Here is a 16168-nt window from a genome sequence, read left to right as displayed (position 1 = left end):
ATAAAGACAGTACTTGAAGCAAGGATAGCCGCTTGCTCTCGCCGTGAATTTGCAACCGGTCGGCATGCATCGGATAGTGTGCGGACAATCAGAACTGCCATGAGGCAGACGATATTGAGAGGATGAGTATGACCCGTGATACGCAACGACCAAGGATCGGCATTATCGGCACCGGTGCTATTGGTGGTTTTTATGGCCTGATGCTGGCGCGTGCCGGTTTTGACGTGCATTTCCTGTTGCGCAGTGAATTCAATGCAGTGGTTCGCAACGGCCTGCAGGTGAACAGTGCGGTGCATGGTGATCTGTCGCTCAATCCGGTCCAGGCTTATTGCTCCGTTGCAGACATGCCGCCTTGCGACTGGTTGCTGGTGGGCACCAAAAGTACCGGCAATGGCGGCCTTGCGCCTGTCATTGCCCGGGCTGCGGCGCCGGGAGCCAAAGTCCTGCTTTTGCAGAATGGCCTGGGAGTGGAGGATCAGTTGCGGCCCTTGCTGCCCGAGAGTCTGCACCTCCTGGGTGGTTTGTGTTTTATCTGCGTGCATCGTGCGCAGCCCGGGGTTGTGACCCATCAGGCTTTTGGTGCCGTGAGTGTCGGGTATCACAGTGGCCCGGCCGTTGATCAGGAAAGCCGTCAGGCAGTGGTCGAAGAATGTACGGCGCTTTTTCAGAGGGCAGGAGTCGAATCCCATGCCATGGCCGATCTGCAGCAGGCCCGCTGGCAGAAGCTGGTCTGGAATGTGCCCTATAACGGTTTGTCTGCCCTGTTGCAGACCAGCACTACGCCATTGATGGTCGATCCTTGCAGTCGTGAACTGATCAAGGCATTGATGGATGAGGTGGTGCAGGGCGCCGAGGCTTGTGGCTATGTCCTGCCCGAAGGGTATGCTCGTCAACTGTTCGAGGTGACCGGGAAGATGCCGGATTACAAACCCAGCATGCACCACGACTTCGTCGAGGGGCGACCGCTGGAGCTGGAGGCCATCTATGCCAGGCCGCTGGCCGCCGCGCTGGAGGCTGGATACGACATGTCGCGGGTCAGGGTGCTCTATCAGTCTCTGGCGTTCATCGGACGTCGAAACGTTTGATTCGATCAGTCAACAAGGAGGCGATCATGGCAGACCGTGATGAGCATAAACTGGTGTTGGCGATTTCCTCGCGGGCACTGTTCGATCTGCGTGAAAGCCATGCGGTGTATATGGCGGACGGAGTCGAAGCCTATCGCCAGTATCAGATCGATCATGAAGACGAGGTGCTGGAGCAGGGCGACGCTTATCTGCTGGTGGAAAAGCTGCTGAGTCTCAACGCCAGCCTCAGCAAGGCGCGGGTCGAGGTCATACTCGTTTCGCGCAACAGCGCCGATACCGGGTTGCGGGTCTTCAATTCGATTCAGCATTACGGGCTGGATATCACCCGTGCCGCTTTTGTCGGCGGGCGCAGTCCCTATCCTTATCTGGCGGCGTTTGGCTGCCACCTGTTTCTTTCAACCCATGCCGAGGACGTACGCAGCGCTCTGGATGCCGGATTCGCTGCGGCAACCATTCTTTCCGGTGGCGCACGGCGGGCGGCCAGTGCCGAGTTGCGAATCGCGTTCGACGGCGATGCGGTGCTGTTTTCCGACGAGTCCGAGCGCATCTACCAGACCGGCGGGCTGGCGGCCTTTCAGGCCAGTGAACGCGAGTCGGCGCGTGAGCCTTTGCGCGGCGGACCTTTCAAGCCGTTTCTGGCAGCGCTTAACCTGTTGCAGCGCGAGTTTCCCGAGGAAAACTGCCCGATTCGTACGGCCCTGGTCACGGCCCGCTCTGCTCCGGCCCACGAGCGGGTGATCCGCACCCTGCGCGAGTGGGATATTCGTCTGGACGAGTCGCTGTTTCTGGGTGGTTTGCAGAAGTCTGCTTTTCTTGAGGCGTTCGCGGCCGATGTCTTCTTCGACGATCAGCCCGGCCATTGCGAAAAGGCCCGGGAGGTTGTAGCTACCGGCCATGTTCCCCACGGCATCAGTAATGAAATAAAGCTTTGACAGCACAAGGCGCAATAAGCCGTATTCGTAGTCTTGGGTGCGCTGCTAAGCTGAATCAATCTCCGTCATTCCGGTTGTTCGGGAGGTTATATGATTCGTTCGATCCTGTATGCCACAGACCTCGGTCTGTATGCGCCTTACGTGGTGCAACATGCGCTGGCAATGGCTCGAACGTTCAATGCCGGCCTTTACGTCATTCATGTTGTCGAGCCCATGGGTCTGTTCGCCGAGTCGGTATTGCAGAGCTACCTGGGGGAGGATGCGTTGAAGGACCTTCACGGCAAGGGCGTGAGTACATTCATGGATGGAATAGAGCAAAGGATGCTCGACGGGTTTCGTGAAGAACTAGGAGAAGGTCATAAAGACCTGTCTTTCATCCGCGCAGTGAGGGTCGTTCAAGGGGAGCCATGCAATGTGATCCTTGAGCAGACACGCGAGCTGGCAGTGGACTTGCTGGTGCTAGGTAGTCATAGCCATATGGCGAAAGAGGGCGCGCCGATAGGTCGTACGGCCGCCAGGGTTTTACAGCTTTCTGATGTACCGGTTTACATGGTGCCCATGATGCAGAACAGAGGACGGGGGTAGGGTGGGGGTGTAAATGATGGTTTAAGTGAAATCGAGCGTGCGATTACCTCTCAAAGGTGATAAAAAGTTCTAGCGTTATTCACCCGACCATTAATCCAGTTATATACCGTCGCTGATACCCCTAGGGTTTATCTGCTTTGAGGGATACATATGAAGCTCCAACAATTGCGCTACATTTGGGAAGTGGCGCACCACGACCTCAACGTTTCCGCGACGGCACAGAGCCTTTACACCTCGCAGCCCGGCATCAGCAAGCAGATACGCTTGCTTGAGGACGAGTTGGGGGTCGAAGTTTTTGCCCGCAGCGGCAAGCACCTGACACGGGTCACGCCAGCCGGTGAACGCATTATCACCACTGCTGGCGAGATTCTGCGCAAGGTCGAAAGCATCAAGCAAATTGCCCAGGAATTCTCTAACGAGAAAAAGGGCACCTTGTCGATCGCAACCACCCATACCCAGGCGCGTTATGCCTTACCGCCTGTCATCAGTAATTTCATCAAGCAATACCCGGACGTTGCATTGCACATGCACCAGGGGTCACCGATGCAGATCGGGGAAATGGCGGCTGACGGGACCGTTGACTTCGCCATTGCTACCGAAGCGCTGGAGCAGTTCGGTGATCTGGTCATGATGCCGTGCTACCGCTGGAACCGCTGTGTAGTGGTGCCTCAGGGCCATCCCCTGACCAAGGTACCCAAGCTGACCCTGGAGCTGCTGGCCGAATACCCGATCGTGACTTATGTATTCGGGTTCACCGGGCGCTCCAAGCTTGATGAAGCATTCAGCCACCGCGGGCTGGTGCCCAAGGTCGTTTTCACGGCGGCGGACGCAGACGTGATCAAGACTTATGTGCGCCTGAATCTGGGGGTCGGTATCGTTGCCAGGATGGCAGTGGATGAAGAGCTCGACAGTGACCTGGTCATTCTTGATGCCAGCGACCTGTTCGAGTCAAGCATCACCAAGATTGCTTTCCGTCGCGGTACTTTCCTGCGTGGCTTCATGTGCGACTTCATCGAGAAGTTTGCTCCGCACCTGACTCGCGAAGTCATGGCCAAGGCGATTCACTGCCACAACAAACAGGAGCTGGAAGAGCTGTTCGAGGGTGTGGAACTGCCTGTGCATTGATGTCTATCGCGGATGAATCCGCTCCCACGCAATCTGTGTAGGAGCGGATTCATCCGCGAAACGACCATCAACCCTTGGTAATCAGATTCCCGGCGTGCAACCCGCATTCCTTCTGCGTCGCCTCTTCCCACCACCAGCGGCCTTCACGTTCGTGCTGGTTCGGCAATACCGGGCGCGTGCAGGGCTCGCAGCCAATACTGATGAAACCGCGTTCGTGCAGGCTGTTGTAAGGCAGCTCAAGCATGCGGATATAGCCCCAGATTTCTTCGCTGCTCATCTGTGCCAGAGGGTTGAACTTGTACAGCGTGCGTTCGGGCGTCGAGAAGGCGCTGTCGACTTCCAGGGCGGCTACCGCGCTCCGGGTGCCAGGGCTCTGGTCGCGACGCTGGCCGGTGGCCCAGGCCTTGACGTCTGACAGCTTGCGGCGCAGGGGTTCGATCTTGCGAACGCCACAGCATTCGCCATGACCGTCCTTGTAGAAGCTGAACAGGCCCTTTTCCTTGACGAAAGGCTCAAGCTTTTGCTGGTCCGGGGAGATCAGTTCGATATCGATCCTGTAATGCTCGCGGACCTGCTCGATGAAGCGATAAGTCTCTGGATGCAGGCGACCGGTATCCAGGCTGAACACCTTGACGTTCTTGTTCAGCTTCCAGGCCATGTCCACCAGCACCACATCTTCGGCACCGCTGAAGGAGATCCACAGCTCGTCACCGAAATGTGCGAAGGCCAGTTTCAGAATGTCCTGAGCAGACTTGTTGGCATACGTCGCGGCGAGTTCAGCGACGTCGAAGGGTTGGCTCATCAGGCGGCTTCCTAGGTACAAGAGTGGCGCTTAAGCGCTCGTGATGGCGGCAATGGTAACAAAATCCATCGCTCAATGGCCTGTCTGACGTGTTCTGGGTTTGTGCCAGTACGGCTTGCGCTGAAATGGCAACAGACTCTAGAGTGCCGCTTCGCTTGATCTTGAAATCCCATTGAGGAGTGTTCTGTGGAAATTGCCTGTCTCGACCTGGAAGGGGTGCTGGTCCCGGAAATCTGGATTGCCTTTGCCGAAAAAACCGGCATCGAATCGCTGCGTGCGACCACTCGGGATATTCCCGACTATGACGTGCTGATGAAGCAGCGGCTGCGCATCCTCGATGAGCATGGCCTGAAGCTGTCGGATATCCAGGAAGTGATCGGCACCCTCAAGCCGCTGGACGGCGCGGTCGAATTCGTCGACTGGCTGCGCGAGCGTTTCCAGGTGGTGATTCTGTCGGATACTTTCTACGAGTTTTCCCAGCCGCTGATGCGCCAACTGGGTTTTCCGACCTTGTTGTGCCATCGACTGATCACCGACGAGACGGATCGCGTCGTCAGCTACCAGTTGCGTCAGAAAGACCCGAAGCGTCAGTCGGTACTGGCTTTCAAGAGCCTGTATTACCGCATCATCGCTGCTGGCGATTCCTACAACGACACCACCATGCTGGGCGAGGCCGATGCAGGCATCCTGTTCCATGCCCCGGAAAACGTCATTCGCGAATTCCCGCAGTTCCCGGCGGTGCATACCTTTGAAGACCTGAAAAAGGAATTCATCAAGGCCTCGAACCGGGATCTGTCGCTGTAGATCCATTCGCGAATGAAGTCGCTCCTGCACATACCGTAGGAGCGACTTCAGTCGCGAATAAAGTTCTCCAGTGTCCTGAGCAACACCCGCACCTTGGTAAAAGACTCCTGATACTCCGACTCCCAATCGGAGTCTGCCACGATTCCACCGCCACCCCAGCAGGAAATGCTGCCGTCTTTCACCAGCAGGCTGCGGATGGCGATGGAGCTGTCCAGTTCACCGCGCACATCCAGGTACATCAGCGAGCCGCAGTACAAGGCGCGGCGTGTGGGCTCAAGTTCGTCGATGATCTGCATGGCGCGGATCTTTGGGGCACCGGTAATCGAGCCGCCGGGGAAGCTGCCAGCGATCAGGTCCAGAGCATCCTTGTCTGCCGCCAGTTCGCCAGTCACGCTGCTGACCAGGTGATGCACATTCGGGTAGCTTTCCAGGCTGAACAGCTCCGGCACTTTCACTGAACCGGTGGTGCAACTGCGGCCCAGATCGTTACGTAACAAATCGACGATCATCAGGTTTTCGGCGCGGTCCTTGATGCTTGAAAGCAGTTCCTGCGCATAGGCCTCATCTTCGATTGCATCGCGACCCCGTGGGCGGGTGCCTTTGATCGGGCGGGTTTCGACTTCCCGATGGCTGACTTTGACGAAGCGCTCCGGCGACAGGCTCAGGATCGCATCGCCGTCGGGCAATGACTGGTAGCCGGAAAACGGCGTTGGGCATGCTTCGCGCAGAGCGCAGTAGGCAGTCCATGAGTCGCCTTCGCAGCGAGTCTGAAAGCGCTGGGCAAAGTTGACCTGATAACAGTCACCCGCCTGGATGTAGTCCTGAATACGGGTAATGGCTGTGCGGTAATCCAGTGCGCTGAGGTCGGCCTGGAAAGGGCTGCTCAAGCGGAACTCGCTCGGGACCGAGTCGCTGCCCGGCTGCTGAAACAGCTCCAGCAACCGCAAGCGTTCAGATTCCGGCAGTGCAGGGTGACAGACCAGTTGCGTGGTGCCTGCCTGATGATCACTGATCACCGCCCAGGCATACAGGCCCAGGCGAGCATCCGGCAGTTGCAGGTCATCGATAGCCAGGGTTGGTAACGGCTCAAGGCGACGACCGAAGTCATAGCCCAGATAGCCGATCAACCCACCCGCAAAGGGCAGTTCGCTGTCATAGGGCAATTGTGCAACGCCCAGACGCTCAAGGCCGTCGCGCAACCGTTGCAGAAACGCCGTACCGGATTCACCTGGCTCTACAACCAGATGCTCCAGCGGCCATGCGCTGAGCAGATCAAACCTTCCGCGATCCGCCTCAGGACGACCACTGTCCAGCAACACGGCGCCCGGTGCGTGACGGACCCGTTTGAAGTATTCAGCAGGGTCAGATGAATAGCGCAAGGGGTAAAGGGTGCAGGTCGGCATTCGCAGAAATCGGTCGGCAGTATCGGGTGGGTGATTCTAAGGCTCAAGTGCCAGTATCTCCTAGTACTCTGTTTGGGAAACGGGCTGTATTCTTGTCCTGAAGAAGTATTTTGATGGAAATGATCATTTGACTGTAAAGGCAGCTTTACAACTAATTCCATCGTGTCCCAGGTCGTGATGTACAAGTGCTTTATCGCTGATTTGAATAGCTTGTATGAATCTAGGAAGAGAATGTTAATGAAATGATTCAGTTATTCTTGAAAGGGATAAGCCTGCTTTTTTTATTGTGAATTGATTGGCTCTTCATCGTTTATTTATCTTTTGTTCGTGGGAATAAGGCTACATTCCTCTAGGAAAGGTCCTACATGATTATAGGTTTTGTATTGTTATTCTTCGGCGCCGTTGATGACGTACGCATTGTCGTTGTCGCTTTTATAAAACGAAGGAATAAGTCATGTTTTTTTATAATTCGTCGAAGTCTGCTGCTTCAGGCAGAGCATTGCGAACACTGTGGATTACTCCGTTGATGTTATTTGGCTATCATGGTGCCGCTCTGGCGGAAACCGTTATTGGAGGCCCCAGGTATATCGATAGCACTTACTATAAGACTGAGTGGTTTGTCATGAATGGAGGGGTGCTTAATGCCGATGGTGCCAAGGCTACTTATATAAGAGTGGAGCACGGCGGTGCGCTGAACTTTACGGATACGCAGGTGACGGGTGAGGGGGCTATCTTAGGTATTGCCATCAGTTTTCTGGGCGGTGCAGGGAACTTCATTGGCGGCAGTATCGGGGGGGCAAATGCACTTATTGGCATGCGCGTAACTGCCGCCAATGCGCTGATGAATGGCACTATCGTGAGCGCAAATGAAATAGGCATTGATATGTTGGCAGGGAGCACTGTGACGCTCTCGGGAAGTCAGGTCAGTGGCACGGGTGCCAATGGCGTTGGGGTTCACATGTTCAACGGGGAGTTGAGGGCCACTAACGGTACGGTCATTTCCGGGGCCGTAAACGGTATCAACGTCACTCAAAGTCGTGATGTTTCGGGCCCTGGTAATCCTTTCATCGAACTGGACAACAGCCAGGTCATTGGGCAGACAGGTGCTGCAATCGTTGTTGATCCCCCTTTTGGCAGCACTGACTTGACGAACATCATTGTAAAGAACGGCTCAAGTCTGACGGGGGGGAACGGGAATATTCTCGAGGTCAATGGCGCTACGGCCACAATGGATGTATCAGGCAGTGCGCTTGCGGGAAATGTTCAGGTCACTGACAGTGGCAAGCTGGATTTGAGCCTGGACCAGAGCACCCTGACGGGCGACGTGATCGCTGAAGCGGGCAGTACTGCAAATGTTGCACTCTCCAATAACTCCGTTCTGACGGGCCGTCTTGAAAACCTCAGCAGCCTGGCGATCAATAGTGCTGCGAGGTGGGTGATGGTTGAAGACTCCACGGTCAGCAACCTGACCATGGATGGCGGCTTCATCAAGATGGGTGAGCCGGATGCGTTCTACAGGTTGTCGGTGGGCAATCTGTCAGGTAATGGCACATTTGTCATGGACGCCGATTTCTCCCAGGGCAAAGTCGACTTTCTCGATGTGACTGGTACTGCAACCGGCAATCACTCCTTGCTGGTGGGGGCGACCGGTTCCGATCCGCTTGCCGACTCGTCCATGCATGTGGTGCATACCGCCAGTGGTGACGCACAGTTCTCGTTGCTCAACGGGCCGGTAGATATGGGCACCTACACTTATGAACTCAGCCAGCAAGGTGGTAACGACTGGTATCTGGTCAATACCGGCAAGGTCAGTTCGAGCACTGGCGCGGTACTGGCATTGTTCAATACGGCGCCTACTGTGTGGTATGGCGAGTTGTCCACCCTGCGCAGCCGTATGGGTGAGTTGCGTTTCAAGGGCGGGCAGCCAGGCGGCTGGATTCGTACCTATGGCAACAAGTTTGACGCCAAGGCCGCGTCCGATGTCGGTTACAAACAGACACAACAAGGGCTTTCCTTTGGTGCCGATGCCCCATTGCCATGGGGTGACGGGCAGTGGCTGGTCGGTCTGCTGGGTGGTTACAGCAAGTCGGACCTGAACCTTGATCGCGGTACCACCGGGCAGGTCAACAGCTACTATGTCGGCGCTTATACGACCTGGCTCGATCAGGACAGCGGCTACTACTTTGACGGTGTTCTCAAGCTCAACCGCTTTCGTAATGAAGCCGATGTCAGCCTGAGTGATGGTTCCGAGTCGAAGGGCGATTACGACAACAGTGGTGTGGGGGCTTCCGTCGAGTTCGGCAAGCATATCAAGCTCGATGATGGCTATTTCGTCGAGCCTTACACGCAACTGGCAGGCTTGATGGTTGAGGGCAAGGATTATTCTCTGGACAACGGCATGCGGGCTGAAGGTGATGATACCCGGTCACTGGTCGGCAAGCTGGGTGCTACGGCAGGTCGTGATTTCGATCTGGGCGAGGGCCGGATTGCCCAGCCTTATATTCGTGCCGCTTACGTGCATGAGTTTTCTCAGGACAATGGTGTAAAGATCAATGGCAACGACTTCAATAATGATCTTTCCGGGGCGCGAGGTGAACTGGGTGCCGGTATTGCCGTTTCAATGTCGGATCGCCTGCAACTGCATGCCGATTTCGATTACAGCAATGGCAAGAAACTTGAGCAGCCGTGGGGTGCCAATATAGGGTTGCGTTATAACTGGTAAGGGTTGTCATGGATCATGAGGGAAGCGAAAGCTTCCCTTTTTTATTCGTGAAACGAATATCGGAAGGTTTAATTCATCTGCCGGGTACTGGCAGTTCTGACAGTATCCAACTCTTCACGGGGGGCGTTTAATGGTGTTCGAGCAGGGGCGGTGTTAACAGGAGGCTCGGCCGCTCTTGAACGAATCATTCCTGCTCGCCTTATGTATACAGGTTTTTTGTTGAACTCAAGGAGAGTGAAATGTCGAATGCTCATAAAATTGCGGAAGGCATACAGAAGCGTCGCGAGTATATGCGTTCACAGGTGAAGAGAGGGGGAGGTAATCCCTCACCGGATGCCTTGCTTGATCCTGCGCTGGTAAGCGCTATTATTGCAGGCTTGCCGCCGGGGTTACTCCGTGTCAAGGATTTAGTGGGTGATCTTGATGTGCAAATTCCTTATTGGCATCTTCCGATTGTCAGTACGGGTTATGTAGATGTTGTTTTAACACTCACTAATAGTGAGGATTATATCATTTATGTCAATTCAAAGCGATTCATGGGGCCGCTGGACGCAACTGATTTTCCGCTGGAGAAGAATATTCCGCATGATAATATCCCTCATGAGGGTGTATTCACGATTGCATACGAAATTTTTACAAACGAAGGGACTAATAACAGTTCCAGTCCTCTCACTATTACGATTGACAGGACTCCGCCTTATTTCAATCCGGATCCAGCCCTTGCATTCCCCACGGCATTGATTGTCCCGGCAGACTTTATTACTGACGAGACTTTTGCGGGGGGAGTGACTGAGTTTGTCTGTACGCTGCCGGACTATCCAGGGATTACCGACGAGGACCAGGTCGTGGTGTATTGGGGGCCGGGAATGCCAGATTCGCCTAACGCTCCGAACCCAGCTTTCGGCCCGGTGGTGATCCCGGCGGACCGGAAAATTCCTATCCAGAAATCCTTTATCGAAGACAAGGTCAATGGCCCTACGCTGGCTGTGTACTGGTTGACAGACAAGGCCGGAAATGTGAGTGCCGTTTCCCAGATTACTGTAGTGGATGTGCAGCTGGGGGCGCTGCCTGCCGATCTTCAGCCACCGGAGGTTCCATTAGGGCCATTGGTGGACCTGGCCGATGCGCATATGGGTGTCACCGTGCTTGTTCCTGCGTTCAATAATCCTGCAAGTACGCTTGTTCGAGTGAAATGGGGTGGAACTGATCTGGCTCCTGTTGAGCCTGGGTCCATGCCTCGTGATGTGTATGTCACTGTGCCTTGGGGGACTCTGAAGGCTGAGTATCTGGGGCCTGGCGAAAAACCTTTGGAGGTCAGTTACCAGGTCAGTCGTGGGACGCTGTTATTCCCCGATGCACCCTTGACTCTGGGTATCGATGTTGACTTTTCGACCATTGGCCCGGGGAATCCCGATGAGCCCGACCCCGTTAATCCGACACTTGCGCAAGTGCATCTGACCGGGGCCGATGGTGGGCAGGATCACCTTACACCCTCCGACGACGGTAAGGACATTAATGCAACCACGACGTTATATACGCCTGTATTGCCTACTGAGGTATTGAAACTGTATTGGGGCACTCAGGAAACTCCGGTGTATGAGTTCACGGTAGCAAATGAAAAACCAGGGGACCCGATCAGTTTTACCATTCCCTGGACAGCCATTGAACCCCAGGCCAATAACCCGGCACTGCCGATGTATTACACCATCAACAGTGATAACGGCAATAACCCCCAGAGTTCTCCTCCTACGCCAGTCAATGTCGATGTCTTGCGGATCAGTTTCGAGCCTGCCACTTTTCCCGATGTCTTCGTGGATGATCTGGGCAACGGGACGCTTTCATGCATTTCCCTGCGCTCGGAAGATTATAACGATCCGACTGCAAAGTTTGGTTTCAGGGTGCAGATTCCAGCAGATAAAGACCTAGCCGTCGGTGATGAGGTGATTGCGGTATGGCAGGGGTATGAGCTCGATGGCACCACGGCCATTCCTGCTACCCGATTTACCCATGTTCATCCGCCGTTGAAGCAGGAGGAGGTGGACAATGGTTTCCTGTTTCTTGTGGAACCCTACGTTGATCATATCTTGCCGATCAAAAGGGGGTTTACGGAAGTTACTTATACCGTAACACCCGCGGGCGGTGGTACGCCTGTCCCGGCTAATCCAATGCCTGCGAAGCAGTATGTCTCGCTTCTTATCCCGGGTGAGGATCTAACGTGCGTAGTGCCGCCGCCAGAACCCAAACCATGAAGTGTGAGGCCGACAACTTGCGTGTCTGCGCGCAAGGGGTGTGGCCGATTATATTCCCTGGCAGGTTATATGGGAGAAACGCGATATGGATGCGACTGATTTTTTAGCGAACTTGAGCCCGCCAGTAGTGCCAGAGACTTTGCCGGACATTCCGGGAGGAGAAACCAATCTTCTGCCTCTGGCGGCATTGCAAAGAGACCTGAAAGTAACATTTCCCTTATGGGGCGGAAGCGATCCAGCACCGGGCCGCAATGAAAGGGTCGTGCTGAACTGGGATGGCCGGGAAGTGGCTGTAAAGACATTCACGACGCCCATCACTGATCCAGACACTCTGTTTGCGGAGATTCCTCTGGCTGAATTGATTGAAGGTACGCACCAGTTGTTTTACAAGGTCACGCTTTCAACCGGCAACACTAACGACTCCGATCCCGTCACCCTTACCATCGACAGGACTCCTGCCACGCTTGCCGGCAATAAAGACCCGCTGGCTTTTCTTCCCGATCTGATCGGTAACAGGGTCACGGCCCGTTATCTGGAGGAGCACAACAATACACTTCCGGCCACTGTCCCCACCTATTCCCCCCATCGGCCCGGCGACACCATCAGTTGGTATTGGGAGCAAGCACCGGTTGGTTCTCTGCTGGCGGGTGAGAAGACCTTGAGCTTGGTCGATATGAGCCTGGACATCGCAATCGATGGCGATGTGATTGTTGCCGGTGGCGATGGCCAGCGGTATGCGACCTATGAAGTTCAGGACCGGGCCGGAAACCTCAGTGTATTGTCTCGCGCCGCACTGCTGTCCGTGGATGCGCAGCCGATTCCGTTGCTGATGCCTTCGGTCAGGAAATCGCTGCCAGCAGGCGGTGGCAAGGGAACACTGGACCCGATGCTCGTCACGGATGGGGCCGTGGTGGTCATCCCCTCGGAAATCGATCTGCAGCCCTCCGACCTGCTCACGGTCTACTGGACCGGTATTACTCCCGAGGCCAGCCACGTCACAACTACCCCCATCGCGGCGGGTGGTCTTGAGTATGGAATACCGGCTATCGCAGTACCCGGCAATATAGGTTCAGGCAGAGAAGTCGAGGTGTATTACACCTTGACCCATCAGGGTGGCAAGGTTGAAGAGTCCGGGAAGTATCTGCTGACCATCCTGCCGATTCCCGATGCCCGGTTTCCCCAGCCACAATGCGAACAGGCAAGCGGGACACCGGAGACACTTCGTCTTTCTGCAGTACCCGCCGGTGGAGCAGACTTCTTCACCCGGGCATGGGTGTTTATGGCCGAGAAGCAAAAGATGAATATGCGGGCAGAGGGAGTGGACAAGAATACGGGGGGCGATCTGTACTTCGACATGTTCAAGGCGCGTGAGGTAACTTCAAGTGAGATCGTTGCAGAGAGAGTCGATGCCGTGCTGGTTCGTTCGTTTCTGGAACAGTTGAAACTCAATGCGGTCTTCTCGGTATATATTGAAGTGAGTTTCGATGGAGGGTTGTCTTATAGAGTGTTCAGGCCGCAGGAGTTGACATTGGTGGCTTGAGAGATCAGCCCCGACTTTTGGTCGGGGCTGACTGGTTATTTTGATTTTTATATGACTCTTAGTGCTCTGATGTTGGTAACTAATCTGCTTGGTGCACTTTCAAATGTCAAGAATCTTCCGAACCTACTGCCATTAGCTTGAAAGAACTTGAGAAGTGGTGGAATGTCTGGATCTGTAGTGCTCGGAGAAGCTTGTAATGTCGTACTGCTAGTGCTTCCCCGTCTGGAGAGTGATGCTGTAGCAGAGATGGAATCTCTCAATGGTGTTGCTGCTGGCGGTGGTGGAGGTGGAGGTGGAGGTGGAGGTGGAGGTGAAATGGAACTTCTGGTTGAGGCTGGTAATGATGCTGAAATTGAATTACTGGTTGAAGCTGGTAATGAGGCTGGAGGTTGAACACCTAATACGTTTGCGTTTGTGCCTTCGGGTAAGGTTAATTCAGGAAATTGAAAGGCGTTATCCCCGTTATATAAAGGGTTTTGTTGCATTCTGAAGTTGTTTGTGAGGTCAGGAAGGCTTTCGGAAGCCCTGGAGGCTGCAACAGGAGCTACTCCCTCAGGTGCTGCTTCTGACATCCCGACGGAAAACCACTTTGACTCCTTCGTAAAAAGTGTCGCCGCACCCGCCAGAGTCGATATGATCCCCAGCACAGTGCTTGTTATACCCAGCACTTTCTTGGCCTGTGTATCCGGGGTATAAGCTCCGATCCCGCCTGTCACCACCGCCGCAACCCCCGCCGTCTGGGCAACCGCGAACATGCCGAACTGCATGGTCAATGCCGGCGCAGCCACTCCACCGGTCGCAACGGTGCCAATGATCCCCAGCACCAGGCCTGCGATATTGAGCCCCAGAAACAGACCACGGGACATATGCCCGGTGGGGTCGACGAAGCCGATCGGGTCGCCCAGGCAATAGACATAAGGGTTGAGCCCGCCAGCGCCGAACGGGCTGAGGCTGTCGGGGCTATGGAAACGCATCAGTATCGGGTTATAGGCTCGGTAGCCACGGCCCAGCAGATACCAGCCGCTGACCTCATCGCGCACTTCACCATTGAAGCCCAGCAGGTTACGCATGCCATCGTCACTGCTGCGTTCCCCATAGGCGCTGTACACCGCCGTGCGCAGATCGGCCTGCTGGCTTTCGCCGAGCAGGCTTTGCTTGGCGTCGGTCATGAATAACAGGGTCTTTGCCCCATCGCCGAGGGTCTGCTGCCCCAGCGGTTGATTGTCGCCATACAGATAACAGGTGGTTTCGTTGCCCTGAATACTGCTGCTCAAGCGTTCGCCCTGATAGAAACGCAGCGCCTCGATTTGACTGCCTTGACTGACGCCAACCAGTTGGTTGTGCGAGTCATAGCGGTATTGCGCTGCCGCTGTGCCATCTGTTGCGGTTACACCCAGCAAGCGGCTCTGAGTGTCATAAGCCAGTAGCTGAGCATTTTCGTCGTGCAACAGATTGCCATCGGCGTCGTAATCCAGCGTGATGCTGGCAGGGTAGTCCGGGTGAGTGTGGGTGATGCTGACCAGTTGCGTCGGATCATCAATGGCAAAGCCGAACAATGCCTGATCGGTGCTGCCATCGATAAAGGTGCTGAGTACTTCAGTGATATTGTCCAGCGCATCGAAATCGAAATGTTGCTCGCTGATCCCGTTGCCATAACGATCCTGTGGCAGCGTTTCTCCGGTACAGGCATACAGCACGAGGCGGCCGCGTTCGTCGTAATCGAAGGTTTCATCGAGCAATGAGCGGTCGGCGGTTTTCAGATGCCTGGACGTCAGCCTGCCGTCCTTGCGCCATGTCTGGGTAATCGTGCGGGTATCGTGGCCGCTCAGTTCAAGGGTACGCTCGGTTTCCTGTCCCTGATCGTTGTATTGCAGGCTGGTCTGTAACGTGTTGCCACTGCCTGTATCCGTCGTGAGAATACTCTGCAACCGACCCAGGCTGGACCAGGTGAATCCGGCCTGCAACTGCTCCTGTTTCACTGACCGGGCGCGGCCGAGCTGATCGTACTCATAGACTGACGTCAGCCCGCCTGGCTCCTGGCGGCTCAACGCCCGTCCGCCAAAGGAAGCCGTATGCAGGGTTTCCCGTGTCACTCCGTCTTCCACGCGGCGTTCCGCTTTCAATCCGCCGTTCAGGTTGTAATCGAACTCGGTACGGCTGCGACTGTTTTGCGAGGTCATCAAGGCGGCCGTCTTGAAGTCATAGGTAAAGTCGGCCTGTTCACTCTCGGCGATGGTGCGCACTGGCTGATCGCTCAGGCCCAGGCTGTATTCATAATGAATGGAGTGCCTGGCGGGAGTGATGCATTCATCCACCTGCATCTGTCCGCCCTTGTAGACCAGGGTGGTGGTACGAGGGCCGACGCTGACGTGTGTCGCGCGATTCAGTCCATCGAACTGTTGTTCACCCAGCAGAATGGATTCTGTTGCCTTGTCTGGCCTGGCGCAGATTCTTGTCGGCAAGGCATCGCTGCTGTGTAACGCATAATCCTTTTCGATCACGGTCAGGTCGGGGAGGGTGGTGCTGATGACCCGTGACAGGGCGTCGTAACCGAAGCTTGTGCTGCGTCTGAGCGCATCGACTTTCTGGATACAGCGCCCCAGGCCGTCATAGGCATAATCCGTCTGGCCTATAAGGATGTCAGCAGCATCCAGTGTTCTGGACCATTCGGGTTTGCCGAACCGGTTGCTTTTGGTTTCAGTCAGGTTACTGATCTTTGCTGGCGTATCGCTGCTCTGCACCCAGTTACGCACGGTCTTGCGTATCGGATCCGTTTCGGCAATCCGGGAAATCCCGTCCGGGCCGGTGACACTGCGCTGTTCACCCCAGTCATCGTATTGATAGGTATTGGTCAGGGGCAATTCACGCAGTTGCAGCTCCGGCTCATCCTCGACTTCCACCAGCAGCCAGTCACTCTCGGT

The 16168-nt window shown here is 55.3% G+C and carries 11 protein-coding genes; 8 read left to right on the top strand and 3 right to left on the bottom strand.

What is annotated here, in order from left to right:
• Nucleotides 1-128 precede the first annotated feature (128 nt).
• The 4 genes from JL015_RS26800 to cysB all read left to right on the top strand — a co-directional run bounded on the left by JL015_RS26800 (nucleotide 129) and on the right by cysB (nucleotide 3727).
• On the top strand, nucleotides 129-1085 hold the full coding sequence (locus JL015_RS26800; protein WP_201002451.1) for a putative 2-dehydropantoate 2-reductase: 957 nt from the start codon (nucleotides 129-131) through the stop codon (nucleotides 1083-1085).
• Between the two features lie 26 nt (nucleotides 1086-1111).
• Complete coding sequence (locus JL015_RS26795; protein ID WP_201020600.1) at nucleotides 1112-2017, top strand: 5'-nucleotidase; 906 nt, start codon at nucleotides 1112-1114, stop codon at nucleotides 2015-2017.
• Between the two features lie 90 nt (nucleotides 2018-2107).
• Nucleotides 2108-2602, top strand: a complete 495-nt coding sequence (locus JL015_RS26790) for a universal stress protein (protein WP_201020599.1) — start codon at nucleotides 2108-2110, stop codon at nucleotides 2600-2602.
• 150 nt (nucleotides 2603-2752) lie between these two features.
• Nucleotides 2753-3727 (top strand): HTH-type transcriptional regulator CysB, encoded by a 975-nt coding sequence (gene cysB / locus JL015_RS26785; protein WP_201002444.1) that lies wholly within the window; start codon nucleotides 2753-2755, stop codon nucleotides 3725-3727.
• Nucleotides 3728-3794: 67 nt separating this feature from the next.
• Here cysB and JL015_RS26780 read toward each other — a convergent pair whose 3' ends face one another.
• On the bottom strand, nucleotides 3795-4529 hold the full coding sequence (locus tag JL015_RS26780; protein WP_201020598.1) for a phosphoadenylyl-sulfate reductase: 735 nt from the start codon (nucleotides 4527-4529) through the stop codon (nucleotides 3795-3797).
• 186 nt (nucleotides 4530-4715) lie between these two features.
• Between JL015_RS26780 and thrH the strand changes: the two genes are divergently transcribed.
• Nucleotides 4716-5333: a bifunctional phosphoserine phosphatase/homoserine phosphotransferase ThrH gene (gene thrH / locus JL015_RS26775; RefSeq protein WP_201002440.1), complete on the top strand. Its 618-nt coding sequence runs from the start codon at nucleotides 4716-4718 to the stop codon at nucleotides 5331-5333.
• A gap of 47 nt (nucleotides 5334-5380) precedes the next feature.
• Here thrH and pabB read toward each other — a convergent pair whose 3' ends face one another.
• The gene (gene pabB / locus JL015_RS26770) at nucleotides 5381-6736 is read right to left on the bottom strand and encodes an aminodeoxychorismate synthase component I (RefSeq protein ID WP_201020597.1); all 1356 of its coding nucleotides are present in this window, start codon (nucleotides 6734-6736) and stop codon (nucleotides 5381-5383) included.
• A gap of 454 nt (nucleotides 6737-7190) precedes the next feature.
• Here pabB and JL015_RS26765 point away from each other — a divergent pair, with 454 nt between their 5' ends.
• The 3 genes from JL015_RS26765 to JL015_RS26755 all read left to right on the top strand — a co-directional run bounded on the left by JL015_RS26765 (nucleotide 7191) and on the right by JL015_RS26755 (nucleotide 13247).
• On the top strand, nucleotides 7191-9458 hold the full coding sequence (locus tag JL015_RS26765) for an autotransporter outer membrane beta-barrel domain-containing protein (RefSeq protein WP_445177112.1): 2268 nt from the start codon (nucleotides 7191-7193) through the stop codon (nucleotides 9456-9458).
• 239 nt (nucleotides 9459-9697) lie between these two features.
• Nucleotides 9698-11707: a hypothetical protein gene (locus JL015_RS26760; RefSeq protein ID WP_201020595.1), complete on the top strand. Its 2010-nt coding sequence runs from the start codon at nucleotides 9698-9700 to the stop codon at nucleotides 11705-11707.
• 85 nt (nucleotides 11708-11792) lie between these two features.
• Nucleotides 11793-13247 carry a hypothetical protein gene (locus tag JL015_RS26755; RefSeq protein ID WP_201020594.1) on the top strand — a complete coding sequence of 485 codons (1455 nt, stop codon included), beginning with the start codon at nucleotides 11793-11795 and terminating at the stop codon, nucleotides 13245-13247.
• 47 nt (nucleotides 13248-13294) lie between these two features.
• Here the strand turns inward: JL015_RS26755 and JL015_RS26750 are convergent.
• On the bottom strand, nucleotides 13295-16168 hold a 2874-nt coding region (locus JL015_RS26750), incomplete at its 5' end, for an RHS repeat-associated core domain-containing protein (protein ID WP_307726281.1).

Origin of the sequence: Pseudomonas cichorii (assembly GCF_015471405.1) — a bacterium.
In the GTDB taxonomy this organism is placed as follows: domain Bacteria; phylum Pseudomonadota; class Gammaproteobacteria; order Pseudomonadales; family Pseudomonadaceae; genus Aquipseudomonas; species Aquipseudomonas serbiensis.
The sequence above is the reverse complement of the archived record's forward strand: the minus strand, read 5'-3'. Positions and strand labels throughout refer to the sequence as shown.

Bases quoted from the DNA above. Each gene is read 5' to 3' on its own strand.
- JL015_RS26800 (WP_201002451.1), top strand. From the start codon at position 129: ATGACCCGTGATACGCAACGACCAAGGATCGGCATTATCGGCACCGGT.
- JL015_RS26795 (WP_201020600.1), top strand. From the start codon at position 1,112: ATGGCAGACCGTGATGAGCATAAACTGGTGTTGGCGATTTCCTCGCGG.
- JL015_RS26790 (WP_201020599.1), top strand. From the start codon at position 2,108: ATGATTCGTTCGATCCTGTATGCCACAGACCTCGGTCTGTATGCGCCT.
- cysB (WP_201002444.1), top strand. From the start codon at position 2,753: ATGAAGCTCCAACAATTGCGCTACATTTGGGAAGTGGCGCACCACGAC.
- JL015_RS26780 (WP_201020598.1), bottom strand. From the start codon at position 4,529: ATGAGCCAACCCTTCGACGTCGCTGAACTCGCCGCGACGTATGCCAAC.
- pabB (WP_201020597.1), bottom strand. From the start codon at position 6,736: ATGCCGACCTGCACCCTTTACCCCTTGCGCTATTCATCTGACCCTGCT.
- JL015_RS26765 (WP_445177112.1), top strand. From the start codon at position 7,191: ATGTTTTTTTATAATTCGTCGAAGTCTGCTGCTTCAGGCAGAGCATTG.
- JL015_RS26760 (WP_201020595.1), top strand. From the start codon at position 9,698: ATGTCGAATGCTCATAAAATTGCGGAAGGCATACAGAAGCGTCGCGAG.
- JL015_RS26755 (WP_201020594.1), top strand. From the start codon at position 11,793: ATGGATGCGACTGATTTTTTAGCGAACTTGAGCCCGCCAGTAGTGCCA.